A 26111-nucleotide genomic window follows, 5' to 3' on the forward strand; every position below is an offset into this window, starting at 1 on the left:
TGACGCTGTCCTGTCAGGGTTTTCTGCTCATGACGTAGTATTCTGCCGCTTCTTCATGCAAACGTCGACCGGTGCTGGCTTGCCAGGGGTCGATTAATTCAATCCCGCAATGGATAAAGTCCTTGGTATTACGCGTGGCTAGGGTGGCACCGTAATGCAGGCAGGTGGCGGCGATTTGGGTGTCCGCCATGCTCATCAGCCGGCCCTGACGCTGATTTTTCCCCATAAGTTCTGCGTATTGCAGCGCGCAGAGTGTATCAAATGGCAGGGTTTGCTCATCAAATCTAATCTGCACTGCCTCCGCCAGCTTATGTTTGAATTCGCGCTGCCGTTTCCCATCAGGCATACAGGCAACCCCGCTGAACAACTCGGCGAGAACTATCGCACTCAGATAAAGCTCATCGTTGTCTTTTTCATTCAGCCATGTAAGGACGTTGTAGTGCGGGTTTGGGCGCAACGTTTCTGAAACCACATTGGTATCGAGAATAATCATAATTGGTCATCGTCGTCGTCAAAGGTGACAATCCGCGGCGGTGTTTTATCACGCGGCGGGATCTCCAGTTCAACGCCACCCAACTCAGCAAAGTGTTGATGCATCCAAGTGCCTAAGCCATAACGCGGCGGTTTTTTCACTAATGCCTGTTTCAAAATCATTCGAGCTTCCTCCTCCATGGAATGGCCGTTTTTTGCTGCCGAGACGCGCAGCAACTCCTTTACTTCGTCGTCCAGATTTCTGACGGTTATGGTAGCCATTGAAACCTCCTTTGCTATCAATGATTGCACTGCATTATTATCTCTTTGCGCTGATTAAAAAACAACCGATAAAAATAAAAAAAGGCGTGGGATCCACGCCTTAGCTGAAGCTGTAAAAAGAAGGTATTACAGTTTTGGACCGGCGCTGACCAGTGCGGCACCTGCCGGGGTGTCGGTGTATTTGTCAAAGTTGGTGACAAAACGCTCGGCCAGATCCTGTGCCTTCTCTTGCCATTGCTCAAGGCTGGCGTAAGTGGCACGTGGATCCAGAATGTCCGGGTTAACGCCTGGTAGTGAGGTTGGCATCGCCAAGTCGAAGATCGGCAGAGTAATGGTTTCCGCCTTATCGATTTCACCGCTGAGGATCGCGTCGATAATACCGCGGGTATCCTTGATGGAGATGCGTTTGCCCGTGCCGTTCCAGCCGGTATTCACCAGATAGGCCTGTGCGCCAGCCGCTTGCATGCGTTTCACCAGCACTTCGGCGTACTGCGTTGGGTGCAGCGACAGGAAGGCTGCGCCGAAGCAGGCGGAGAAGGTTGGCGTTGGCTCGGTCACACCGCGCTCGGTACCGGCCAGTTTGGCGGTAAAGCCAGACAGGAAGTGGTACTGGGTCTGGTTTGCGGTCAGGCGAGATACCGGCGGCAGCACGCCGAAGGCGTCTGCGGTCAGGAAGATCACCTTGGTGGCATGACCCGCTTTGGATACCGGCTTCACGATATTCTGGATGTGATAGATCGGGTAGGAAACGCGGGTGTTCTCGGTTTTCGAACCGTCGTTGAAATCTATCGTGCCGTCAGCCAGCACGGTGACGTTTTCCAGCAGCGCATCGCGTTTGATGGCGTGATAGATATCCGGCTCGGCTTCTTCAGAAAGCTTGATGGTTTTGGCGTAGCAGCCGCCTTCGAAGTTAAACACGCCGTCGTCGTCCCAACCGTGCTCGTCATCGCCAATCAGCTGGCGTTTTGGATCGGTGGACAGGGTGGTTTTGCCGGTGCCGGACAGGCCGAAGAATACCGCCACGTCGCCTTTCTCGCCCACGTTGGCCGAGCAGTGCATTGAGGCGATGCCTTTCAGCGGCAGCAGGTAGTTCATGATGGAGAACATACCCTTTTTCATTTCGCCGCCGTACCAGGTGCCGCCAATCAGTTGCATGCGTTCGGTCAGGTTGAAAGCGACAAAGTTTTCCGAGTTCAGGCCCTGTTGCTGCCAGTTAGGGTTGGTGCATTTGGCGCCGTTCATGACGACGAAGTCCGGTTCGAAATCCTGCAGTTCTTCGTCAGTCGGACGAATGAACATGTTTTTAACAAAGTGCGCCTGCCAGGCGACCTCGGTAATAAAGCGGACTTTCAGGCGGGAGTCGGCGTTGGCGCCGCAGAAGGTATCGACCACAAACAGGCGTTTGCCGGAGAGTTGCGTGGTGACCAGCTGTTTCAGGTCTGCCCAGATTTCCGGGCTGAGGGGTTTGTTGTCGTTTTTGCCTTTACCCTGATCGGCCCACCAGACGGTGTCGCGGGTGATGTCGTCACGGACGATATATTTATCTTTCGGGGAACGGCCGGTAAAAATACCGGTGTCGACGGATACAGCACCCAGCTTGGTTACGACCCCACGCTCAAAACCTTCCAGAGATGGGTCTGTTTCTTCCTTAAACAGCAAGTCATAACTTGGGTTGTGAACGATTTCGCCGACGTTATGAATCCCATAAGCGGCCAGATCCTGAGGGGTTATACCTTTAACACGCATGTCACTACTCCTTGGTCACAGAATTTCTGGCGCCAATTGTAGGGATTCAGCAGCGAGTAACCGCGATAGGTATCAAATATTTAACGTTTTAGTCGGTTTTTCGTTACGTTCTGAGAGATAGCACACGGAAAAAAGCAAACGTGCAAACGGAGTAAACAGGCAGGCGCAGGGCGCGCCCGCCGTTATGGGGTACTACTTAGTGCGACTGCTCGCTTTCATCGGTGTTACCGGTGTACAACGCGGCAACGTCCACGGCGTCAAACACATAGTGATTGCCGCAGTAATCGCAGTGCATATCAATATTGCCATCCTGCTCGAGCATTTGAGCCACTTCTTCCGCCGGCAGGGTGATCAGCGCATCAGCGCAACGCTGGCGTGAGCAGGTGCAACGGAAGATCACGTCCTGTGGTTCATACAGGGTGACTTCTTCCTGGTGGTACAGGCGATACAGCACTTCGTTGGCCGGCAGGCCGAACAGCTCTTCGCTTTTCACCGTATTGGTCAGTTGCACCAGATGATCGAAATCATCGGCGTTACCGTCCTGCGCCGGCAGGACCTGCAGCAGCATGCCGCCCGCCGCCGGTTGGCCTTCAGACTCACCGGTACGGATGAACAGGCGGGTTGGCAACTGCTCGGACTGGCGGAAGTAAGCCTCGAGGCATTCGGCCAGCGTCTCGCCCTCCAGTGCCACCACGCCCTGATAGCGCTCGCCTTCGGATGGGGCGATGGTGATCACCATAACGCCATTGCCGATCATCTGATGCAGCGTGCTGTCATCAGCGATTTCGCTCTGTACGCGCGCTACGCCACGCATTTCCTGGCGGTTGTTGCCGTTAATCACCGCCAGCTTCAGCGGACCGTCGCCTTGCAACTGCACGGTGATGTCGCCGTCGAACTTCAACGTTGCGGTCAGCAAGCTGGTGGCAACCAGCAGTTCACCCAACAGTTTCTTTACCGGTGCCGGATAGTCGTGATTGTTCAGAACCTGCTGATAGGTTTCGCTGACGGTAACCAGCTCACCGCGCACCGCGTAGTTTTCAAACAGGTAACGGTGCAATTGGTCATGGTTAGACATAGTTTTCTCTCATTGCGGTGAGGGTTTATTCCTGCTCACCAAATTTAAATTTAATCAGGTCGCGCCGCTCTTTCTTGTCCGGACGGCGGTCCGGATGCGGCATGGTCAGCGCATTCATCTTGCGTGCGAGCGCCACTTTCTCTCGGTTGACGATGCTGGCCTTAGTTTCCTGATACATTTGCTGCGCCTCGTCGGCGCCGCGCCGTTGGCTGGTCAAAGCCAGCACGATCACCGTGCGTTCTTCATTTCCCTGACGCAGTTTGATCTCGGCGTTAAGCTCGACAATCTTGCTCGGCTTGCCGCGCTGTCCGTTGTAATGCACCTTGCCGCCGTCGATCATGTCCCGGGCCAGTGCTCGGGTCTTATAGAACCGTGCCGCCCAAAGCCACTTGTCCAGCCGAACGGCTTCGTCGTCCGTTGCTTTTCCTTTCCCTTTCATCAATTCCCCCTGGCCAGCGCCGGTATCAACAGGCGGTAATCACGCATCGATGGGTAATGCTGGAAGGTTTTCTCCGCCATGCTGGAGTCCGGGTTCTGCACGCCCAGGCAGTAGCGAATACCGAAGGTACGGGCGGCATCCAGAATAGGTTCACCGTCGTCGACAAACAGCGTGCGCTGCGGATCAAAACCGGTATGTTGCTGCACTGCCTGCCACAAACGCTGATCTTCTTTCGGATAACCAAATGTGTGGGTGGAAAGTAATAAATCAAGGTGCCGATCCAAACCGGTATGCTCAATTTTTACCGCCAGGCTGTGTGGATGGGCGTTGGTCAACAAAATAGTCCGGTGGCCCGCCGCACGTAATGCCTGTAAAAACGGCTCGGTATCTTCACGCAGACGGGCGCGGTTGCCTACTTCGCTGGTCATGCGGTAAATATCCATATCCAGCCGTTCGCTCCAGTAATCGAAGCAGTACCAGTTCATGGTGTGCTGTACCGCCAGATATTCCTGGTGAATAATTTCACGCGCTTTATCAAGGGAATAGCACGTTGCTCGCTCAAAGCTTGTGGCACCAGGCTGAGCCAAAAGTGGCTGTCGAACTCCAGATCGAGCAGGGTACCGTCCATATCCAGCAGCACGGTATCAATTTCACGCCAGTCAAACTCGGGAACCATGAAAACTCCATAGGCGAACCGTCGGCGGTCCGCAGGATAAGGATAATAGCGTTAGCGTAGCATAAGCAGATGACAGGGCGCAGGCCGGCGAATGACTCAGGGCATCGGCCGCAATGACATCGGGGCGAACTGCGGGTTAAAGCAACTTTCGTAGTAGCGCTGGATATCGGCGATCCGGTGCTGATTGCTGCGACGACGTTGCACCAGTCGCCAGGTGTTGTAACCCAAAACCACGGCGACCGTCAGCAGCAGCAGGCTGGTGCCGAGATAACGCCACAGGGTGATGATATCCGGTTCGCTGTGCAGAGAAATATGACGGGTGCCGTTGGCATCGACGCTGATACTGGTGATCACTCCCTGTGCCTCGAACGGCGTATGCAGCAGCATGCCGGCAAGGCGTTGCAGCTCATTCCACTGGTCAAGCGCGTTGTATTCGTTTAGCGGCACCGTCGGTTGCGGGTGATTCACCAGCTGTTTACCTTCATCGCTGCTGATCAGGAATCCGCCGGGCGGTGGGCTGTTGAGCGCGGCGGCAGCCTGCCGGGTTTCACTGTAGACGAACGAGGATGCGGCCACCTTGGTCAGGCTTTCCAGCGATTCGGCACTTACCGGGCGCAATAACACGTTCACCCCTTGCAGCGAGCCAGATTTGGCGCGTTTCACCAGAGTGCCCCAGTTTTTGACGTTACCCAGGTTAACCAGTGCGTTCTTCAGCCGGACACAGTCATTGTCTGCCTGACACAAATCTTGCGTTTTCAGCACAATATCCGAAAAATCATCCAGCAGGATCATGCCGGATTTTTCGATCGCGCTGGCTAACTGCGGGTTGAGCTTTTGTTCGGTGCCGTCAGGGTGCAACTGGGCATTGACCGTCGCCAGCAGGGCAGAGGCCTTGTCGATGACTTCGGATTCCGGCTGCGGTAGGGGGGCCGCGTTGTTCCAGTAAATGCCTGAGCAGTCGAATGGCATAAAGCTGGAAGAGCGTGTGCCACTGGTTAACGGCGGCACATAGCACATACCCGTGCCCTGAGCCTTCAGGGTGTCCCCGATGCGCAGCGTTGCGCCTTCCAGTGCTTGTACGTTGGTCACTTCTATTTTTTGTGCACCCTGCAACCAGGCCATGCTCAGCTTGAGCGGCAGGCTCAGTGGGATATAGGTCAGCAACAGCAGCAGTACCAGAAGCGAACTGGCCATCAGCACCGCATTTCGGCCCCATTGCTGCAGCGGGAAGTTCTTCACCTCGTCGTGCAGCGAAAGGTAGCGCCCCTGGCGCAGTACCTGACGGTTAAGGTAAATATCCACGTCGGTGGTTTTACCCAGATCCTGGGTAACGTAAGGCTGCCAGTGTGGCGGGTAAATCAGATCGATGATGCCGAGTGAAATGTTGCTGATTTGCCCCTGATTGGATTCGCCAAACAGTCCCCAACGCTTGGGGGTGCCCCGCAGGCAGTGCACTTCTTTCAGTTCGCGTGTAGCAGGGCGGCGGAACAGGTTCCAGCAGCCCCAGGCGATCATCAGCACGGCAACGACAATCATCCAGGGGATCACCACCACCGGGCTGATCAGGCTGAAGAACAGCAGCAGCAGGGCGGCCGAGATGATGGCGGCTTCCTTGATACCGTTCGGACGATTGAGTGCGTGTTCTTCCGGCGTTTCCTTGCGGATGTTCACCAGCTCGACGTGCTCGCTCTCTTCCTTGCGAATAGAGGCGTTTTGGCTAGAGCTCGCTTTCACCACCGGCGGCAGCGGCCGATCGTGAATATGGTCTTTCAGCGAATGCCCGTTGAGTGAGATCACCAGCGGCAGCGTCTGGGTTTTAATCACTTCCACATGGTTATCGGCGCTGATGTACTGCTCCCAGAATGGCGGCAGATGCACCTCTTCGGCGTCCAGGTAATAGCGCCATTTATTAGGTTCATCGCTGGCCAGCCCGTAGCGGGTGATCGCGTGGGTGATCGGGTAGACGTTGTCGCTTTGTGGGGTCAGCGCCAGCTTGGCAGAAGGTAATGAGCTGCTGCCGGGCAACAGTTTGTTGCTCAGCTTGTTTTGTTGGCCGAGATAGTGCTCAACGGCGGCGCGTTCTTCGCCGGTCAGCTTACGATGTGTGGGTTTGATAAAGGGCAGCGTACGCGTCAGCAGCGGCTGATTGCGGGCTTTGAACCAAAGATACAGGCCGGCGGCAATCAGGCAGGCAAGCACTAAGGCCAATATCAACACTATTGTGCTCATGCTATCCCCATCCTGTACCCGTGAACCTCACCAACCTGATGAATCGTGGAGTATTATACGCAGTCCAATCACCAAGAGACACCCTGAACCGTGACGGGAAAGCAGATTCTCCGTCGGGATCTCATTTATTGATAAAAAATATCTGTCTTACTGCCCCGTCTTACCTGCGTGATAATAGCAACCTGGTTGCACTGTCGATATCGGCATTATCTTATTTTAATGCGTTCTTTTTGCTGGATGAGAACAGAAAAGCGGCGGGTGCTGGCTACGCTTGTTAAAAAAAAGTAAATTACTGCTTGTGCTCGTTGCGACAAAGGTTCTCATTAACGCACAATGTGATCAAGATCGGATTTGGTCAGCGTTTGCACGTATGTGGACTGCGCGTCACGCCAATCATTATTCTGGTTATTCGCGTCATCACGCCTGATGCTGTGGCCTGCCGCTGGATAACTCATTTGAGGCAATCATGGATAAACACCTGCAAAAACCTAAAATTCTGAAAGTGGAAACGGTCGCGCGTTCGCGTTTATTTAACGTTGAGTCGGTCGATCTGGAATTCAGTAACGGTGTACGGCGGGTGTATGAGCGGATGCGGCCCTCAGATCGCGAGGCCGTAATGATTGTGCCGGTGATTGGCGACGATTTACTGCTGATCCGTGAGTATGCCGTGGGCACCGAATCTTATGAGCTTGGCTTCCCCAAAGGGTTGATTGACCCGGGTGAGGGCGTGTTGGAAGCGGCTAACCGTGAGCTGATGGAAGAGGTCGGCTTTGGTGCCGGTCGTTTTGATTTTCTTAGCAAGCTGACAATGGCGCCGTCGTACTTTTCCAGCAAAATGAATATCGTGCTGGCGCACGATCTTTACCCGCAGAGCCTGGAGGGGGATGAGCCGGAACCCTTGCCGCAGGTGCGTTGGCCGATAGCCGACATGATGGCGTTACTGGCAGAGCCTGATTTCCGCGAGGCGCGTAACGTTAGCGCATTGTTCCTCACCGAGGCGTTTTTGCGCGGTTCACGTTAGACACTGATGACTCAAAAAAGAAAGGGCCAGAATCTCTCTGGCCCTTTTTGTTAGAACAATTCGTGGCTCTCGCCACCGGGGTCGGTCAGCGTTGTACCGGTATCCCGTGATGGGTAGTCCGTCGGCTGAGTCCCTTCGATAAAGTACTCGGAACGACTACCGCCGCCACCGCCGGAAAGCTTACCGCTGCTCTTGTCGATGGTGACGCTGATAATGCCCGGTGGTGGGGTAACCTTCTGCTCCGGAATGCCTTCCAGGGCCGTTTTCATAAAGTCATCCCAGGCCGGCTGTGCACTCTTCGCACCGCCTTCACCGCCGGAAACCTGATCCGGGATCGCACCGGATACCGTTGCACGGCCAAGGTCACGCCGATGATCATCGAAGCCAATCCATACCGACGTCACGGTATCCGGGCCATAGCCAGAGAACCAGGCGTCTTTTGAACTGTTGGTGGTCCCGGTTTTGCCGCCGATATCACGACGTTTCAGATCGCGGCCTGCACGCCAGGCGGTGCCCATCCAGCCCGGTTCACCGTAGATGTTGCTGTTCAGCGCATCGTGCATCAGGAACGCCAGCGGGGTGCTGATAACGTGTGGCGCATACTGTTGGTCGCCATCCTGCTGAACCTGAGCCGGGGTCACCTGCTCCAGCTGCGGCATTGGCACGTTGCCATTCTTACCTTCCTGCGACGTCGCGACATTTTCAATGTTGTCTTCGGAAAGTACGGCAGAGCGGTGGGTATCGCCATAAATCACCGGCAGATTACAGCTGCTGCAGACAATCTTCGGCTTGGTTTCGAACACCGTGTTGCCGTTATCGTCTTCAATCTTGGTGATGAAGTACGGATCCACCAGATAACCGCCGTTGGCCAGCACTGCGTAACCGCGTACCAGCTGCATTGGGGTGAATGACGCCGAACCCAGAGCCAGTGATTCGGTGTGTACGATGTTTTGTGCCGGGAAGCCGAAACGCTGCAGATATTCTGCCGCGTAGTCGACGCCCATCGCACGCATCGCACGGACCATCACCACGTTCTTCGATTGTCCCAGCCCCTGACGCAGGCGAATCGGGCCGTCGTAGGTTGGCGGTGAGTTCTTCGGTCGCCAGTCGGTGCCGGCACCTGGATCCCAGCGGGTGATCGGCAGGTCATTCAGGATGGTGGCCAGGGTCAGGCCCTTGTCCATCGCAGCGGTATACAGGAAGGGTTTGATATTGGAACCGACCTGACGCAGTGCCTGAGTGACGCGGTTGAACTTGCTCTGGTTGAAGTCGAACCCGCCGACCAGGGCTTTTACAGCACCGTCATTCGGGTTGATCGAAACCAGGGCCGAGTTGACGTCCGGCACCTGTGACAGCCACCAGTTTTCGCCCACCTTGCGGACCCAAACCTGTTGACCGGCCTGCACCACATCGGTGACGCGTTTCGGCGTTGAGCCCTGCTGCGTGTCGGACCGGTAAGGCCGTGCCCAGCGCATGGTGGACATCGGCAGCGCGACATGACTGCCGTCTGCCATCATGGCCGTGGCCTCTTCGGCGCTGGTTGCGATAATCACCGCCGGCGACAATGGACCGTAGTTAGGCAGGTTCTTCAACGAATCGACGATCTGCTTTTGGTCCCAGGCCGCTTCCCCCACTTTCCACAGCACGTTGGACGGGCCGCGGTAGCCGTGGCGCATGTCATACGCCAGCACGTTGTTACGTACCGATTCCTGCGCCGCCAACTGCAACTTCCTGGTGACGGTGGTGTAGACCTTGTAGCCGTCGGTATAAGCATTTTCGCCATAACGCTTGATCATCTCCTGACGAACCATCTCAGAGAGATAAGGCGCGGAGAAGCTGATTTCCGGCGCATGGTAATTGGCTACCAGCTCTTCACTGCGCGCCTGATCGTACTGCGATTGGGTGATGTAATGCTCATCCAGCATGCGCGACAGCACCACGTTGCGGCGAGCGACGGCGCGATCGTGGGAGTAGAGCGGGTTGAAGGTTGACGGGGCTTTCGGCAAGCCGGCGATGGTCGCCATTTCGCTTAAGCTGAGCTGACTGACGTCTTTACCGAAGTAAACCTGCGCCGCAGCACCCACGCCATAGGCGCGATACCCCAGATAGATTTTGTTCAGATACAGCTCGAGGATTTCGTCTTTGGTCAGCATCTGTTCGATGCGTATTGCCAGGAAGGCTTCCTTGATTTTGCGCATCAGGGTGCGTTCCGGGCTTAAGAAGAAGTTTCTCGCCAACTGCTGGGTAATGGTACTCGCCCCCTGTGACGCATGGCCGGAGACCAGCGCAATAGAGGCTGCACGGAAGATACCGATCGGATCGACGCCATGATGCTCATAGAAGCGGCTGTCTTCGGTGGCGATAAACGCATGCACCATAACCGGCGGAATTTGGTTCAGTTTTAGCGGAATACGGCGTTTCTCACCGTATTGGGCGATCAGCTCGCCATCGGCGCTGTAAACCTGCATCGGTATTTGCAGCCGCACATCTTTCAGCGTTGCAACGTCAGGCAGCTGTGGCTCGACATATTTGTACAAGCCAAAGATCGAGGCTGCCCCCAACACGATGCAACACACTGCAAGGATTAGTAAATACTTTACGAACTTCACCTGAGATTTCCCATTTTCATGTCATTTGGGCAGTTTATAAACAACCGCGCGGTAGTATAAAGGCAAGCCTGCAACATGGATATGTTCTTTTGTTATCTGACGATATGGAGGTCGGGCGAAATATGTTCACTCAAGCATGGCAGGTGGGGCTGGATATACAAAGTCACTGCGTTCGTGCCCTGGCAGCACAGCGTCGCCGCAATGGCTGGCAACTGCGTCACTGGTGGCAACAAACGCTGCCGCAACCGGTGCTGCGTGAGGGCTGTCTGGAACAGACCGACGCACTGATTCAGGCGTTACGGCAATGGCGAGTTCAGTTACCAAGACATATTTCCTTACGCATTGCTCTGCCTGCGCAGCGGGTTTTACAGCACCGGATGCCGCTGCCGGACGCCAGGCTGAAAGAGCCGGTACGCGGCGACTACATCACCAACCAGGGGCTGAAACAGTTTCCTCTGGATAGCCAAACATTGGCGCTGGACTACCGCCAACCACTGCCCGAACACGCGACTCTGCTGCTCACCGCCGCACGTCAGCAAGAACTGCAACAGTGGCTAAACTGCCTGCGCCAGGCCAATTTACAGCCGCAGGTGGTTGATATTACCCCTTGTGCACTGCGCGTCATGGCGGAGGCAGCAGGCGTGTCGGCCGAAGCCGGTTTGCTGCATCGCCTCGATGACGAATGGCTATGGGTGGCCCCGCATCGAGCGGTTTTTGCCTATGGCATCGTACCGATAAGGGAAGCGGCTGGGGCAAGTCAGGCGCTGGCGGCGATGAATGCTGCTTGTCCCTCACTCAATGAAGACCAGATTTACTATAGCAGCGTGATGGATGAGCCGCCGCCGCCAGGCAGCCTGCCATGGTTACCCTTTAGCGCTTTCAGCCAACTTCGTCCCCCGTTACCCGTATTACCGGCGGCGTTTGTCTTGGCTGGCGGCCTGGCGCTGCGCGCTGAGGATCGCTGATGTATCAGGTTAATCTCTTGCCATGGCGCACACGAGGTCAGCGTCGCCGCTGCGCCTTCTGGCTGCGTATGTTCGTATTGCAACTGGTGCTGGTGCTGGCGGTACTGATGGTCGTTTTTGGCTTGCTGAGTCAGCAGCAGGTACAGCGGCATGAGGCGCTGTTAGCGCTGATCGATCAGCAAACAAAACTGACCGATCGTTATCAACAGCTGCAACAGGCGATGGCGCGTCTGGCGCATTTAACCGCGCTGGCGCAGCAGCATGACAACAACCGGGAGCATAACCGACGTTATCTGCAACTGTTACAACAACTCCCCGTCCTGTTACCCGACCCGCTGTGGCTGATCGCGCTGGAAAGCCACGCACAAAGTATCACCTTACGGGGCCTTAGCCGGCGCTATGAAGCCGTGCTTCAGTTGGAGCAACAGCTGACGGTGTTACCCCTGTTACAGCGCTACCGACTGGCAGAAGTTGCGCAGCGTCAGGATGGTCTGTTCTCGTTTACGTTGGTGGCGCAATGGGGGCAGGGTGGATAAGCCATTGCCGTTTTGGCTGGCAAGGGGGTTGGGGCTGCCGGGGTGGAAGCTGCTGGCCATCCAGTGGCTGGTGTTGGGTGGCCTGATCCTGCTGCTTGGCCTGTTACTGTTGCAAGGGAAATGGCAGCAACTGGCACAGACCGAGGCTGAACAGCAACACCTGACGCAACAAATGAACCCGTTGTGGGAGCAACTCGCCCGCATGCCGACGCTGGAGCAGGTGAATCAAGACTTGCAGCAGGTTGCACGCCAGCCTGTCGCCGAGGGGGGCCTGGCGGTTGCCTTACAACAGGCAAATGCCGGGCTGCAACGCTGGCAGCAGGATAACTCACCACGGCAAACCCTGCGGCTGCATCTCAATTACGGCAGTTTATTAACGTTGTTGGAGACTCTACCTGCCAACTTGCGCATTGAACAAATGACCGTTGAAGCGCAGGCGGAAGGGCTGATGGCAAATTTCACGCTCCAGGCAGCTTTGGCAGAGGCCGCGGCGGTAAACCCCAATGAATAAAAGCTACGGGTTCTGGTTGCTGTGGTTGCCTCTGACGCTGATGGCCCAGCCGCAGCCACGCGATCCTTTCAAGCCATTACCCTTGCCTGACTGCCCGAGCGTGGCGGAGTCACCGGTGAACTGGCAATTGAAAGGTACTATCGGGCAGGCGGCGCTACACCATGCTTGGGTTATCACCACCGCCGGACAGTGGCTGCGATTAAAGCCTCAACAAACCTTATTAGCGGGCCGTTGGCGGGTGGAACAGGTCCTGGAGGGGCAATTAACGCTGAAGGAGAAACAGGGCGATCCGGCGTGTCCGGTCGCTGAGGATGTCGTGGTATTGACCCTGGGAAACCATAAGGAAGAAAAATGAAAGGATGCCGTTGGCTGGGTGTGTTGCTCTGGGGGGCCGCTATTGCCGGAGCCGCGCAGGACCAGGATCCCATTTCGCTGGAGTTTCAGGATGCGCCAGTTGCCCTGGTGTTGCAGGCACTGGCGGATTATCAACAACTGAATGTGGTCACCGCCGCAGGCGTGGGCGGCAACCTGACGCTGAGGTTGGATAATGTGCCCTGGCGCCAGGCGCTGACGGTGATCCTGCGCATGGGGAAGCTGTCCATGACGCTGGAGGGGAATGTGATGATGGTCTCTCCTGAACCCAATGAGCAGGAAAAGCAGCGGCAAAAATTGGCGTTGGCGCAAAAACAACCGCTGCACAGCGTGACCCTGCCGCTGAGCCATGCCGATGCGCAAGAGATTGCTGAAAATCTCAATGCTCAGGGCAGTCTGTTACTGAGTGAGCGTGGCAGCGTGGTCGCGGATAAGCGCACCAACGCTGTTCTGATCCGCGACACTGCACCGGTAGTGGCGCTATTAACCCAACGGATTGCGGAGATGGACACGCCGTTGGCGCAGGTACAATTGGCGGCGCATATCGTCACCATCAACAGCGAAAGTTTACGCGAGCTGGGTGTGCGTTGGGGGCTGGCATCGGATGAGCGGCCGGCAAAGTCATGGCAGATGGACGGTTTTAATGTGGGGTTGCCGTTGGATCGCAGCGCAGTCAGCGCGGGTTTTCACCTGGCGCGTATCGGCGGGCGATTACTGGATCTGGAACTGATGGCGCTGGAACAGGAGAACCGGGTGGAAATCATCGCCAGTCCGCGCCTGCTGACCGCGAACCTGCAAACCGCCAGCATTAAACAGGGGACCGAAATTCCCTATGAGGTGAACAGCGGCTCCAGCGGGGCGACGTCGATGGAATTCAAGGAAGCGGTGCTGGGCATGGAGGTGACGCCGAAAGTTTTGCCCAATGGCCGTATCACCCTGACGCTGCAAATCAGCCAGAACATGCCCGGGCGTTCAATCAGCCGTGCGGCAGGCGAAACCTTGGCGATAGATAAGCAGGAGATCAAAACCCAGGTAACGGTCAAAGATGGCGAAACCGTTGTTTTAGGTGGTGTATTTCAGCGTCATAGCGCCGAGGGCGCAGACAAGGTACCCGGGATCAGCGACGTGCCGTTGCTGGGATCCTTGTTCAAACAGAGCAGCAAACAGCATAAACGACGCGAGCTGGTGATATTCATTACTCCGACATTGATTAAGGCCTGAGCAACCGGGAGTGCGGTTCGTGGGAAATCACCTAAAGTTGATGAGCAGATGCACTTTTTTATCACCTTCGGGGCATCTGCGTTTGACGCTGCGACCGATTTAGCTTACAAGGGTTACCGAATTGAGCACCGAGGTTTTTTTGTTAGCGCCAAGACGCCGTTAAAAACGTATGGTTTCCCTCCTGCGGCGTGGATTGCGATTTATTCGGTTGCCAAACTACCAAGAGTGTTGAGATAATTTTCCGTCTGATCTCGCACTATCGTTCATGAGGTTTCAGTTTAGGTCCCGCCGCTGATTTGATTGGCGGGGCGGGTTAACATTAACGAATTGTCTTAGTAATACCGAAAAACATGGCAGAGAAACGCAATATCTTTCTGGTTGGGCCTATGGGTGCCGGCAAAAGCACTATTGGCCGTCAGTTAGCTCAGCAACTCAATATGGAGTTTTTCGACTCCGATCAAGAAATTGAGCGACGTACCGGAGCTGACGTGGGCTGGGTATTCGACGTGGAAGGTGAAGAAGGTTTCCGCGATCGTGAAGAAAAAGTCATTAATGAACTGACGGAAAAGCAAGGCATCGTGCTGGCTACCGGCGGCGGTTCGGTTAAATCGCGTGAAACGCGTAACCGTCTGTCGGCGCGTGGCGTAGTGGTGTACCTGGAAACCACTATCGAGAAGCAATTGGCCCGTACCCAGCGCGACAAAAAGCGTCCGCTGCTGCAGGTTGATTCTCCTCCGCGTGAAGTGCTTGAAGCGCTGGCGAAAGAGCGCAATCCGTTATACGAAGAAATTGCAGATGTCACCATCCGCACCGACGATCAAAGCGCCAAAGTGGTTGCCAACCAGATTATCAACATGCTGGAAAGTAACTGATTGCGGTTTCCGTGTTCGCCACGGCAAATGCGGAAGACTGATTGTGTTCCCCGCAGTAGCGGGGATAAACCACATTGAGAACTGAGCGCGACATGGAGAGAATTACCGTAACGCTTGGGGAGCGCAGCTACCCGATAACCATAGCCGCCGGATTGTTTAACGATCCGGCTTCTTTTATGCCGCTGAAGGCGGGTGAACAGGTCATGCTGGTCACCAACCAAACCCTGGCGCCACTCTATCTGGACCACGTCCGGAAGGTGCTGGAGCAGGCAGGCGTCATGGTGGATCAGGTGATTTTACCTGATGGCGAACAGTATAAATCCCTTGCCGTGCTTGAGCAGGTGTTCTCGGCACTGTTGGAAAAGCCGCACGGTCGTGATACCACGCTGATTGCCCTCGGGGGCGGCGTGGTAGGCGATCTTACCGGCTTTGCCGCCGCTTGTTATCAGCGTGGTGTCCGCTTTATTCAGGTTCCTACCACACTGCTGTCGCAGGTGGACTCTTCCGTTGGCGGTAAAACCGCCGTCAATCATCCGCTCGGTAAAAACATGATCGGCGCTTTCTATCAACCTGCTTCGGTGGTGGTTGATCTGGATTGCCTGAAAACCTTGCCTGCGCGTGAACTCTCCTCTGGTTTGGCTGAAGTGATCAAGTACGGGATTATTCTCGATCGCGATTTCTTCGTCTGGCTGGAAAACAATATCGATGCCTTGATGGCGTTGGATATGCAGGCCCTGGCCTACTGTATCCGCCGCTGCTGCGAGCTGAAGGCTGAGGTGGTTGCTGCTGATGAACGCGAAAGCGGTCTGCGTGCGCTGCTGAATCTGGGCCATACTTACGGCCATGCGATCGAAGCCGAAATGGGCTATGGTGTATGGTTGCATGGTGAAGCCGTTGCTGCGGGTATGGTGATGGCGGCAGAAACTGCGCACCGTCTCGGTCAGTTCTCCAGCGAAGATATTGAGCGTATTAAAGCACTGTTGTTGCGCGCCGGTTTACCGGTGTGTGGCCCGCAGGAAATGGCTCCGGGATCTTATCTGCCGCATATGATGCGCGATAAGAAAGTACTGGCCGGTGAATTGCGCCTGGTACTGCCGACGGCCATTGGCCAGGCGGAGGTCCGTGGCGGAGTGGGGCACGATATGGTGCTTGCTTCGATCGCAGCTTGCCTTCCCGAACGGAATGCCTAAGTAAATCGGACGAAGTAACAGTGGCTTAGCCGCCGTTTACATCTATATTAATAATGTGCAAAGCCTGACTGGCGTCGCTTTGCCATCATCGGGTTAATCTGCTCGTGCCACGGTAGGTCTACCGTGGTGGGCTTTTGCCTCTAGTTGGAGGGTTTCAGATGGATGAGTTTAAACCGGAAGACGATCTCAGACCTGATAGCAGCGATCGTCGTCCTGCACGTTCGCGTAAACCGGCTCCGGGACCGCGTTTTGCCGTTTCGCGTCAGCATTTAATGATTGGTATTGGTATTTTGGTGTTGTTGCTGCTGATTATCGGCATTGGCTCGGCGTTGAAGGCGCCAACCAAGCATGAAGCAGCACAGGACAGCGCGCAGAATGGCGCAGCCAAGGACATTAACCTGTCCGGTTCTTCGTCGCTGACCGCCGGTAATACCGGTGTTCCGGGCGGAACCACGGATGCCAATGACAATAACGGCGTGAGCAGCAGCTCGCAGCCGCAGACCGTCAGCGTTCCACCGATCTCCAGCACCCCGACGGAAGCGCAACCGCAGCCAGCACAGGGCGGCGCGCAACAGCGTGTCGATCTGCCGGGCAATATGTCGGATGCACTGTCGGCGCAGCAGGGTCAGGTTGATGCGGCAACGCAGGGCATGAGTGGTCCAGCTTCAACGCTGCCAACGGCACCGGCTACCCTGATGAACGGCGCAGCGGCGAAAGAAGCCGTACGTCCGGTTCAGGGCACCGCGCCACAGCAACATAAAACACCGGCAAAAACCGTCAGCAAGCCGGCGGCCACGGCCACACAGCATAAAACGCCAACCACGGTGTATACCCCGGCGCCTGCCTCTTCCGCTAAAGCGGGAGCAGCAAGTACCAAGGCGGAAGCCGTTAGCGGCAGCGGCGGTTCGCTGCAGTCTGCACCGGCAAGCCATTACACTCTGCAACTGAGCAGCGCCTCGCGTTCCGATACGTTGAACGCCTACGCCAAGCAGCAGAAATTACAGCATTATCTGGTGTATTCGACTAAACGTGACGGCAAACCTTGGTACGTGCTGGTGAGTGGCAACTATGCTTCCTCAGCAGAAGCCAAGCGCGCAATTGCGACGCTGCCGGCGGATGTTCAGGCGAAAAAACCATGGGTCCGACCTGTACGTCAGGTACAGCAGGATCTGAAAAAGTAATCCGATAGATTTCAAGCTGCATTCAGGCATTGTAGGGGCGCACATGCTGCGCCCCTGTTACTCAGGGCGAACAGAGCCGCCCGTGACCGATGACTGGAGTGGCCTGCGGACAGGCCGAATAACTGTGCGCGGCCAGGGGTGTTGCGGCTTGAAGGATGAAGGGTATCAATCACTTAAATTTGTGCGCTGATGTGCTGTCTGAAACAGAGTACAATCCGCCGCTCTGAATTGTATAATAAGTAGCTAATTGACGGCATGAAGAAAAACCGCGCTTTTTTAAAATGGGCTGGTGGAAAATACCCGCTGGTGGACGAGATCCGTCGTCACCTACCAGCAGGCGACTGCTTAATCGAGCCCTTCGTGGGTGCGGGTTCAGTCTTCCTGAACACGGAATACGACGCCTATATTCTCGCCGACATCAACAGCGATCTTATTAACCTGTATAACATCGTTAAACTGCGTACGGATGACTTCGTGCGTGATGCCCGCCTGCTTTTCACCGATGAATTCAATAAGTCAGAACAGTTTTACCTGCTGCGCGAAGAGTTTAATACTAGTGCCGATGCCTATCGTCGCGCGCTGCTGTTTCTTTATCTGAACCGCCACTGTTATAACGGCCTATGCCGATATAACCTGCGTGGAGAGTTCAACGTCCCGTTTGGACGTTACAAGAAACCGTACTTCCCGGAGGACGAGCTGTACTGGTTCGCAGAAAAATCCCGCAACGCCACTTTTGTCTGTGAGCATTACCGCGATACCATGGCAAAAGCCGAGCGCGGTACCGTGGTGTATTGCGATCCACCGTATGCGCCTTTATCGGCGACGGCGAATTTTACCGCCTACCACACCAACAGCTTTAGCATGGCCGACCAGCAGAGCCTGGCGCTGATGGCGCATCAGCTTTCGGTAGAAAGCCAGGTGCCGGTATTGATTTCCAACCATGATACCGAGCTGACGCGCGACTGGTACCAGCACGCGTCGCTGTACGTGGTGAAAGCGCGCCGCACCATCAGCCGTAATATTCTTGGTCGCAGCAAAGTGAATGAGCTTTTGGCGCTGTATCGTTAAACCGGGGTTACGCCCCGGCGTATAACAATTCGAACCCTACGTTTGGAGATAGCGGATGAAAAAATTTTTGATTGCCCCGTCCATTTTGTCAGCAGACTTTGCCCGTCTGGGTGAAGACACTGCCAACGTATTGGCCGCAGGCGGCGACGTAGTGCATTTTGACGTAATGGATAACCACTACGTTCCTAATCTGACCATCGGGCCGATGGTTTGTCAGGCGCTGCGTAATTACGGCATCACCGCGCCGATTGACGTACACCTGATGGTGAAACCAGTCGACCGTATTGTGCCGGACTTCGCTGCAGCGGGTGCCAGTTACATCTCTTTCCATCCAGAAGCCTCCGAACACGTCGATCGCACCATTCAACTGATTAAAGAGCACGGCTGTAAAGCCGGTCTGGTGTTCAATCCGGCAACGCCGCTGAGCTACCTCGATTACGTGATGGATAAAGTCGACGTGATCCTGCTGATGTCGGTTAACCCCGGCTTTGGCGGCCAGTCGTTTATCCACGGCACTCTGGATAAGCTGCGCCAGGTGCGCAAACTGATCGACGAAAGTGGTCGTGATATCCGTCTGGAAGTGGATGGTGGCGTTAAGGTCGACAATATTGCCGAGATCGCTGCCGCGGGTGCAGACATGTTTGTCGCCGGTTCAGCCATTTTCAGCAAGCCGGATTATCGTCGGGTGATTGACGAAATGCGCAGCGAGTTGGCGAAGGTGACGCATGGCTGATTTCAGCGCGATCCGCGCTCTGGCCTTTGATCTCGATGGCACGCTGGTCGACAGTGCGCCAGGGCTGGCCGCCGCGATCGATCTGGCGCTGGCAGAAATGGGCCTGCCGCAGGCCGGTGAGGCCCGGGTGGGCACCTGGATTGGTAATGGTGCCGACGTGCTGGTGCAGCGTGCGCTGCGCTGGGCCGAAGTGGAAGCCACGCCGGAACATTGCCAACAGCTTCGCGAGCGCTTCGATCATTTCTATGCGCAAACCGTCGACAGCGGCAGTCGCCTGTTTCCACAGGTGAAAGAAACCCTGACTCAGCTGGCTGCGCAAAATTACCCGATGGCCCTGGTGACCAACAAGCCAACGCCGTTTGTGGCACCGTTACTGGCCGCATTGGGCATTATTGATTACTTCTCGCTGATTATCGGCGGTGACGACGTGGTGGAAAAGAAACCGCACCCGGCGCCACTGTATCTGGTTCTCGGCAAGCTTGGCCTGCGTGCCAACGAGTTGCTGTTTGTCGGCGACTCCCGCAATGATATTCAGGCGGCACAGGGGGCAGGTTGCCCAAGCGCCGCGCTGACCTACGGTTATAACTACGGCGAGGCGATTGCCCTGAGCCATCCCGACCGCGTGTTGGAGCGCTTTGCCGACTTGTTGCCCGCTCTTGGGCTGTCATCTTTAGAGAATCAGGAAATTTAAACATGAGTAAGCCCATCGTATTTAGCGGCGCGCAACCGTCCGGTGAACTGACCATTGGCAACTACATGGGTGCGCTGCGTCAGTGGGAGAAAATGCAGGATGATTACGACTGCATCTACTGCATCGTTGACTTGCATGCGATCACCGTACGTCAGGACGCAGATAAATTGCGCAAAGCCACGCTGGATACGCTGGCGCTGTACCTGGCCTGCGGCATCGATGCGCAAAAAAGCACCATCTTCGTGCAGTCGCACGTGCCGGAGCACACGCAACTGAGCTGGGTGCTGAACTGCTACACCTATTTCGGCGAACTGAGCCGTATGACCCAGTTCAAGGACAAGTCCACCCGTTACGCGGAAAACATCAACGCCGGCCTGTTCAGCTACCCGGTGTTGATGGCGGCAGATATCTTGCTGTACCAGACCAACCAGGTGCCGGTCGGCGAAGACCAGAAACAGCATCTGGAGTTGAGCCGTGACATCGGTCAGCGTTTCAACGCGCTGTACGGTGACGTGTTCAAAGTGCCCGAGCCGTTTATTCCCAAGTCCGGTGCCCGCGTGATGTCGCTGCAAGAGCCGACCAAGAAGATGTCCAAGTCGGACGATAACCGCAATAACGTGATTGGCCTGCTGGAAGATCCGAAAGCGGTGGCCAAGAAGATCAAACGTGCGATGACCGATTCCGAAGAGCCGCCAGTGGTGCGTTACGACGTGGCGAACAAGGCGGGGGTGTCCAACCTGTTGGATATTCTCTCTGGCGTGACCGGCAAGAGCATTGCTCAACTGGAAGCCGAGTTTGAAGGCCAGATGTATGGCCACCTGAAAGGTGCCGTTGCTGAGGCGGTATCCGGCATGCTGAGTGAGCTGCAGGAACGCTATCATCGTTTCCGCAATGACGAGGCCTTGCTGCAGCAAGTGATGCGTGATGGCGCTGCCAAGGCCCGCGCACGCGCTCAGGAAACCCTGGCGAAGGTTTACCAGGCTGTGGGCTTTGTTTCACCGCAGTAAGTCTCTGAGCAAAAAGAAAAGCGGCCATTGGCCGCTTTTTTTACGTCTGAATCAGGCCATTTTGGCCAGCGGTTGCGGTGGTTGCTGGCTGGAGAACCAGTTCAGTTTGCTACGCAGGCTCACCACGCTGCCGACAATAATTAAACTTGGGCTGGCGGCCTGCAAAGCCAGTTCCCCCAACTGGTTTAATTCGCCTTCTATGACCCGCTGGCGACAGGACGTGCCGTTTTCTACCAGTGCCACCGGGGTTGTGGCAGGCATGCCGTGCGCGATCAGTTGGCGCTGGATCTCTGCCGCCTGTGTCAGACCCATGTAGAACACCAGAGTTTGTTGCCCTGCTGCCAGCGTTGACCAGTCCAGCCCGCCGTCACTCTTGGCATGGCCGGTCACCAGCCGCACGCTCTGCGCATGGTCGCGGTGGGTGAGGGGAATGCCGCTGTAGGCCGAACAACCAGAGGCGGCGGTAATGCCCGGCACCACCGAGAATGGGATATTGGCCGCGGCCAACGTTTCCAGTTCTTCACCACCGCGGCCGAAGATAAACGGATCACCGCCTTTCAGGCGTACCACGCGTTTACCCAACTGGGCTTGTTGCAACAGGATTTGATTGATTTCCTCCTGCGGTACGCAGTGATGGCCCGCGCGTTTGCCGACGAAAATGCGCTCGGCATCGCGGCGTACCAGCGCCATGACCTCATCGGATACCAGTCGGTCGTAAACCACCACGTCAGCCTGCTGGATCTGCTGCAGGCCTTTCAGCGTCAGCAAACCGGCATCGCCCGGCCCGGCCCCCACTAACACCACTTCGCCGCAATCTTGCGGTTGGTAGCTAAACAACTGTTCGATCTGCTGTTCCGCCAGCACCTGGTCATTATTGGCCAGCGACTGTGCCAGCCGATCATGGGCAAACAACTTTTCCCAAAAACGACGGCGTGAGCCGATATCGCTGAAGTGTTTTTTCACCCGCTGACGCAATGAACCGCCCAGTTGTGCCAACTTGCCAAGATGTTGGGGCAGCACGGCCTCCAGCTTTTCACGCAGCAGCCGTGCCAACACCGGGGCTTTCCCTCCGGAGGACACCGCGACCATAATCGGCGAACGATCGATAATCGACGGCATGATAAAGCTGGCGCGCTTTGGATCATCGACCACGTTGCAAAACACCCGCTGTTGGTTGGCGCACTGATACACCAGCGCATTGACCTCGAGGCGATCGGTAGCGGCGATCACCAGCCACTTTTCCGCCAGTAACTCTGCACTGAATTCACCTTCCGCCAGTGTGACCCGGCCCTGAGCCGCCCACTCGTGGAACTGCGGGTTGAAGGCACAGGCATTGACGGTCAACATCGCGCCGGCATCCAGCAGCAGGCGAGCTTTGCGCTCGGCAATCTCACCGCCACCGACCAGCAGGCAGGCTTTGTGTTGCAGTTGGCAGAAAATCGGCAGGTAATCCATCGGCACTCCTCGGGGCAATCAGCAGTGGGGCGCAAGGCGCCCCTGAATATTATGCAGTCTGACGCGCAGCGGCTTTCTCAGCCTGTGGCCGTTCGGCGCGTGGCGTGGCGTACCAATAACCCAGGCCCATCAGCACGGCACCGGACAGGATATTGCCCAACGTCACCCACAGCAGGTTATGGCCGATCCCGCTCAGGGTATAGGCCTCGCTATGATGACCGAACCAGGACAGGGCGAACAGCGTCATGTTGGCGACCGAGTGTTCATAGCCGGACGCGATAAAGGCCAGCAGGCACCACCAGATGGCGATGAATTTGGCAGCACCCTCAACGCGGATGGCCATCCAAATTGCCAGACAGACCAACCAGTTACACAGTACACCCTTGAAGAACAGCACCTCTGCCGGTGCGGTGGTTTTTGCCAGCGCCGCGGTGTGCACCAGGCTGGTGTCCACCGACAGCAGGCTGCCGCCACCGTAATAGTACATCAGTGCGACCAGCACCGAGCCCAGCAGGTTGCCCAGCCAGGTTTGCGGCAAGACTGTCCACATCTGGCCCTGCGTGATGGTGCCGGCTTTGACGCCGAGCGTCAGGAACATGGTGTGGCCGGTGAACAGCTCCGAACCGGCAATGATCACCAACGTCAGCGCGATGCCGAAGGTGGCGCCCATGACCAGCGGACGAAGGGACGGATCGACCAGATTGCCGAGGGTGAAGATCAAAATGATGCCGAGGCCGACGTAGGCCCCGGCCATCGCCGAGCTGATCCAAAAGCCCAGCGGGCTGTGCTTCGCCAGCCTGACGATGCGCGCCGCGTTGGCGGCACATTTGTTGATGGTATCGGTGAACATGCTGCTTCCCCTGAGGTTAAAGTAAAAATATCAGGCCGCGACCTGCACCATGCCGTCCAGAACCCGGCTGGTAAAATGCGCGACGGAACGGCTGTCATCTTCCAGGCAGTAGCCGTCGTGCAGGCGGAAATGTTGTTTTTTTAGCGGGCTGGCGACCCACAGTTCACCCTGATGTTCGGCGATCAGGCCGCGTGATAACACGCTGGCCTGGGCGAAGGGATCAATATTGCTGATGGCAAACACCTGTTCGTCGGCATAAGGGCGGAATATCGCCACCTGTTGCTCGCCGATCAGGGCACACACGCCGGTGCCGGGCAGAATATCGGTGATGGGGCAAAGGGTTGTCCACTGGCTCATACGTTGTTCTCCTCAGCTTCCAGCAGGGTGACAGGGATGCGTTCATCCGGACGCGCCGGCCGATGCTGTTCGCGTTCGGCGACCACCTGGACGTTAGGATCGCGCTGGCTGCTGTTGATAAAGTGGGCGAAACGCACCTGGGACTCAGGGTGCTCAAGGGTTTCTTTCCACTCGCAGACCACCGCGTCGCGCAGGCGGGCAATGTCGACTTCTAACTGGTCGTTAATCCCCAGTTTGTCGTCAATGATCACCTTACGCAGATAATCGATGCCGCCTTCCAGGCTTTCCAGCCATACCGAAGTACGCTGCAGCTTATCGGCGGTGCGGATATAGAACATCATAAAGCGATCGAGATAGTGCTCCAGCGTCTCGCGGTCGAGATCCGCTGCCAGCAGGTCGGCATGGCGTGGTTTCATCCCGCCGTTACCGCACACGTACAGGTTCCAGCCGTTTTCGGTGGCGATAATGCCGACGTCTTTGCCCTGGGCTTCGGAGCATTCACGGGTGCAGCCGGAAACGCCAAACTTCATTTTGTGCGGGGTGCGGATCCCTTTGTAGCGATGTTCCAGCTTGACGCCAAAGCCGACGCTGTCGCCGACGCCAAAGCGGCACCAGGTGCTGCCGACGCAGGTTTTGGACATGCGCAGCGCCTTGGCGTAGGCGTGACCGGTTTCAAAGCCGGCGGCAATCAGCTTGCTCCAGATGGCCGGCAGGTCGTCTTTCTGCGCGCCGAACATGCCGATGCGCTGGGAGCCGGTCAGCTTGGTGTACAGGTTGTATTCCTTGGCGATTTGGCCGACTACCATCAGCCCTTCCGGCGTGATTTCGCCGCCAGGGGAGCGTGGGATCACCGAGTAGGTACCGTCTTTCTGGATATTGCCGAGGAAGTTGTCGTTGGTGTCCTGCAGTGGCGTGTGCTGCGGTTTGAGAATGTATTCATTCCAGCAGGAGGCCAACAGTGAACCGACGGTAGGTTTACAGACTTCACAACCGTAGCCCTTGCCGTATTTGGTCAGCAGTTCGTCGAAGGATTTGATGCCTTCAACGCGGATCAGGTGGTACAGCTCCTGACGTGAATAAGCGAAGTGTTCGCACAGGTGGTGATTGACCTCGATACCCTGTTTGCTCAGTTCGGCGTTCAATACCTGAGTGATCAGCGGGATACAGCCGCCACAGCCGGTGCCGGCTTTGGTTTCTGACTTGATCGCCGCGACGGTATGACAACCCATGCTGACCGCTTTGATGATGTCGCCTTTGCTGACGTCGAAGCAGGAACAGATTTGCGCGGTTTCCGGCAGTGAGTCGACGCCGATGGCCGGTTTGCTGCCCGCATGTGCCGGCAGGATCAGGCCGTCCGGGTTTTCCGGCAGTTCGATGGCGTTCAGTGCCAGCTGCAGCAGGTTGCCGTAGTCGCTGGTGTCACCGACCAGTACAGCACCCAACAGGGTTTTGTTGTCGGCGCTGACCACGATGCGTTTATAAACTTCTTTGCTCTCGTCCAGATAGACGTAGCTGCGTGCGCCTTCGGTGCGGCCGTGGGCATCACCGATACCGCCAACGTCGACGCCCAGCAATTTCAGCTTGGCGCTCATGTCGGCACCCATGAAGGTGTTTTCACGGCCCAGCAGATGATCGGCGGTGACCTGCGCCATTTTATAGCCCGGCGCTACCAGGCCGAAGGTGCGTTCACGCCATGAGGCACATTCACCGATGGCATAAACGTCAGGATCGGAGGTCTGGCAGCTGTCGTTAATCACGATACCGCCGCGGCGGGCGGTGGCCAGACCGCACTGGTGAGCCAGCTTATCCTGGGCGCGGATGCCGGTGGAGAAGACGATAAAGTCCACTTCCAGCGCGGTCCCGTCGGCGAACTGCATGGTTTTGCGCGCCTGTTCCCCGCCGTTGACGATTTCCTGGGTATTTTTACCGGTATGGACTTTGACGCCCATGCGTTCGATCTTGCGACGCAGTTGATCGCCGCCCATCGGGTCGAGCTGTTCGGCCATCAGTACCGGCGCGAATTCGATGACGTGAGTTTCAACGCCGAGGCTTTTCAGCGCCCCGGCAGCTTCCAAACCCAGCAGGCCACCGCCGACCACCGCACCGCGTTTGCTGCGGCGTGCGCAGGCTTCGATGGCGTTCAGATCTTCAATGGTACGGTAGACGAAACAGTCCTGGCTTTCGGAGCCTTTAATCGGTGGGATCCACGGATAAGAGCCGGTGGCCATGATCAGTTTGTCGTAATAGATGGTACGGCCGGTATTGGAGTGAATGACTTTCTCACTGCGGTTGATGGTGATGGCGCGTTCGCCAACCAAAACCTTCACGCCCTGCTTCTCGTAAAAGCCTTCGCGTACCAGCGAAAGTTCTTCAGCAGTGTGGTGGGAGAAATAAGAAGAAAGGTGTACGCGATCGTAGGCGATGCGCGGTTCTTCGCAAAATACGGTGATGTCGAACTGGTCTTTGTCTGCTTTTTCCAGCAGATCTTCGATAAACCGGTGGCCGACCATGCCATTACCGATGACAGCAAGTTTGACTCTGCTCATTATTGCCT

At 56.4% G+C, this 26111-nt stretch carries 24 protein-coding genes and 1 pseudogene; 13 read left to right on the forward strand and 12 right to left on the reverse strand.

Features of this window, described 5'->3' with window-relative positions; translation table 11 throughout:
* Positions 1–13 precede the first annotated feature (13 nt).
* The 7 genes and pseudogenes from OC597_RS18495 to OC597_RS18525 all read right to left on the reverse strand — a co-directional run bounded on the left by OC597_RS18495 (position 14) and on the right by OC597_RS18525 (position 6918).
* On the reverse strand, positions 14–493 hold the full coding sequence (locus OC597_RS18495) for a type II toxin-antitoxin system VapC family toxin (protein ID WP_085119824.1): 480 nt from the start codon (positions 491–493) through the stop codon (positions 14–16).
* A complete protein-coding gene (locus tag OC597_RS18500) occupies positions 490–753 on the reverse strand; it encodes a FitA-like ribbon-helix-helix domain-containing protein (protein WP_261260163.1) in 264 nt (87 codons plus the stop codon). Before OC597_RS18500 ends, OC597_RS18495 begins: the two co-directional genes overlap by 4 nt.
* 126 nt (positions 754–879) lie before the next feature.
* Entirely contained in the window at positions 880–2499 is a 1620-nt protein-coding gene (gene pckA, locus OC597_RS18505) for a phosphoenolpyruvate carboxykinase (ATP) (RefSeq protein ID WP_099063503.1), read from the reverse strand.
* Between the two features lie 196 nt (positions 2500–2695).
* Positions 2696–3574: an Hsp33 family molecular chaperone HslO gene (gene hslO, locus OC597_RS18510; protein WP_262209947.1), complete on the reverse strand. Its 879-nt coding sequence runs from the start codon at positions 3572–3574 to the stop codon at positions 2696–2698.
* A gap of 25 nt (positions 3575–3599) precedes the next feature.
* Complete coding sequence (gene hslR, locus OC597_RS18515) at positions 3600–4013, reverse strand: ribosome-associated heat shock protein Hsp15 (protein WP_262209949.1); 414 nt, start codon at positions 4011–4013, stop codon at positions 3600–3602.
* A pseudogene (gene yrfG, locus OC597_RS18520) lies at positions 4013–4689 on the reverse strand (GMP/IMP nucleotidase). Before yrfG ends, hslR begins: the two are co-directional and overlap by 1 nt.
* A 96-nt stretch (positions 4690–4785) precedes the next feature.
* Entirely contained in the window at positions 4786–6918 is a 2133-nt protein-coding gene (locus OC597_RS18525; protein WP_262209950.1) for an intracellular growth attenuator family protein, read from the reverse strand.
* A gap of 466 nt (positions 6919–7384) precedes the next feature.
* Between OC597_RS18525 and nudE the strand changes: the two genes are divergently transcribed.
* Complete coding sequence (gene nudE, locus OC597_RS18530; RefSeq protein WP_085119817.1) at positions 7385–7939, forward strand: ADP compounds hydrolase NudE; 555 nt, start codon at positions 7385–7387, stop codon at positions 7937–7939.
* Between the two features lie 50 nt (positions 7940–7989).
* Here nudE and mrcA read toward each other — a convergent pair whose 3' ends face one another.
* Complete coding sequence (gene mrcA, locus OC597_RS18535; protein WP_261425864.1) at positions 7990–10548, reverse strand: peptidoglycan glycosyltransferase/peptidoglycan DD-transpeptidase MrcA; 2559 nt, start codon at positions 10546–10548, stop codon at positions 7990–7992.
* A 122-nt stretch (positions 10549–10670) separates the two neighbouring features.
* Here mrcA and pilM point away from each other — a divergent pair, with 122 nt between their 5' ends.
* The 12 genes from pilM (at position 10671) to trpS (ending at position 20895) form a co-directional block, all read left to right on the forward strand.
* Positions 10671–11513, forward strand: coding sequence for a type IV pilus biogenesis protein PilM (gene pilM / locus OC597_RS18540; RefSeq protein WP_261260156.1), 843 nt, complete (start codon positions 10671–10673; stop codon positions 11511–11513).
* Entirely contained in the window at positions 11513–12049 is a 537-nt protein-coding gene (locus OC597_RS18545; RefSeq protein ID WP_261285806.1) for a PilN domain-containing protein, read from the forward strand. Before pilM ends, OC597_RS18545 begins: the two co-directional genes overlap by 1 nt.
* Positions 12042–12560: a hypothetical protein gene (locus OC597_RS18550; protein WP_262209951.1), complete on the forward strand. Its 519-nt coding sequence runs from the start codon at positions 12042–12044 to the stop codon at positions 12558–12560. The genes OC597_RS18545 and OC597_RS18550 overlap by 8 nt, the downstream gene beginning before the upstream one ends.
* On the forward strand, positions 12553–12915 hold the full coding sequence (locus OC597_RS18555; protein WP_262209953.1) for a hypothetical protein: 363 nt from the start codon (positions 12553–12555) through the stop codon (positions 12913–12915). Before OC597_RS18550 ends, OC597_RS18555 begins: the two co-directional genes overlap by 8 nt.
* Positions 12912–14153, forward strand: coding sequence for a DNA uptake porin HofQ (gene hofQ, locus OC597_RS18560; protein WP_261260152.1), 1242 nt, complete (start codon positions 12912–12914; stop codon positions 14151–14153). The genes OC597_RS18555 and hofQ overlap by 4 nt, the downstream gene beginning before the upstream one ends.
* Before the next feature lie 350 nt (positions 14154–14503).
* Positions 14504–15025 (forward strand): shikimate kinase AroK, encoded by a 522-nt coding sequence (gene aroK / locus OC597_RS18565; protein WP_004391482.1) that lies wholly within the window; start codon positions 14504–14506, stop codon positions 15023–15025.
* A gap of 92 nt (positions 15026–15117) precedes the next feature.
* Complete coding sequence (gene aroB / locus OC597_RS18570) at positions 15118–16215, forward strand: 3-dehydroquinate synthase (protein ID WP_261260151.1); 1098 nt, start codon at positions 15118–15120, stop codon at positions 16213–16215.
* A gap of 158 nt (positions 16216–16373) precedes the next feature.
* Positions 16374–17396: an SPOR domain-containing protein gene (locus tag OC597_RS18575; protein ID WP_261463694.1), complete on the forward strand. Its 1023-nt coding sequence runs from the start codon at positions 16374–16376 to the stop codon at positions 17394–17396.
* A gap of 255 nt (positions 17397–17651) precedes the next feature.
* Positions 17652–18464: an adenine-specific DNA-methyltransferase gene (dam, locus tag OC597_RS18580; RefSeq protein ID WP_099063516.1), complete on the forward strand. Its 813-nt coding sequence runs from the start codon at positions 17652–17654 to the stop codon at positions 18462–18464.
* A gap of 55 nt (positions 18465–18519) precedes the next feature.
* Complete coding sequence (rpe, locus tag OC597_RS18585; protein ID WP_085119807.1) at positions 18520–19197, forward strand: ribulose-phosphate 3-epimerase; 678 nt, start codon at positions 18520–18522, stop codon at positions 19195–19197.
* On the forward strand, positions 19190–19888 hold the full coding sequence (locus OC597_RS18590; RefSeq protein ID WP_261285802.1) for a phosphoglycolate phosphatase: 699 nt from the start codon (positions 19190–19192) through the stop codon (positions 19886–19888). Before rpe ends, OC597_RS18590 begins: the two co-directional genes overlap by 8 nt.
* A 2-nt stretch (positions 19889–19890) precedes the next feature.
* On the forward strand, positions 19891–20895 hold the full coding sequence (gene trpS, locus OC597_RS18595; RefSeq protein ID WP_262209958.1) for a tryptophan--tRNA ligase: 1005 nt from the start codon (positions 19891–19893) through the stop codon (positions 20893–20895).
* Between the two features lie 51 nt (positions 20896–20946).
* Here the strand turns inward: trpS and cysG are convergent, their stop codons facing one another.
* The 4 genes from cysG to nirB are packed head-to-tail and all read right to left on the reverse strand — an operon-like array spanning position 20947 to position 26103.
* Positions 20947–22350, reverse strand: a complete 1404-nt coding sequence (gene cysG, locus OC597_RS18600; RefSeq protein WP_262209959.1) for a siroheme synthase CysG — start codon at positions 22348–22350, stop codon at positions 20947–20949.
* A 49-nt stretch (positions 22351–22399) separates the two neighbouring features.
* Entirely contained in the window at positions 22400–23200 is an 801-nt protein-coding gene (gene nirC, locus OC597_RS18605; RefSeq protein WP_099063521.1) for a nitrite transporter NirC, read from the reverse strand.
* A 30-nt stretch (positions 23201–23230) separates the two neighbouring features.
* Positions 23231–23557, reverse strand: a complete 327-nt coding sequence (gene nirD / locus OC597_RS18610) for a nitrite reductase small subunit NirD (RefSeq protein ID WP_085119802.1) — start codon at positions 23555–23557, stop codon at positions 23231–23233.
* The gene (nirB, locus tag OC597_RS18615) at positions 23554–26103 is read right to left on the reverse strand and encodes a nitrite reductase large subunit NirB (protein WP_261285798.1); all 2550 of its coding nucleotides are present in this window, start codon (positions 26101–26103) and stop codon (positions 23554–23556) included. Before nirB ends, nirD begins: the two co-directional genes overlap by 4 nt.
* Positions 26104–26111: the final 8 nt, after the last annotated feature.

It is taken from the genome of Serratia proteamaculans (assembly GCF_946227095.1).
Taxonomy (GTDB): Bacteria; Pseudomonadota; Gammaproteobacteria; order Enterobacterales; family Enterobacteriaceae; genus Serratia; species Serratia proteamaculans_E.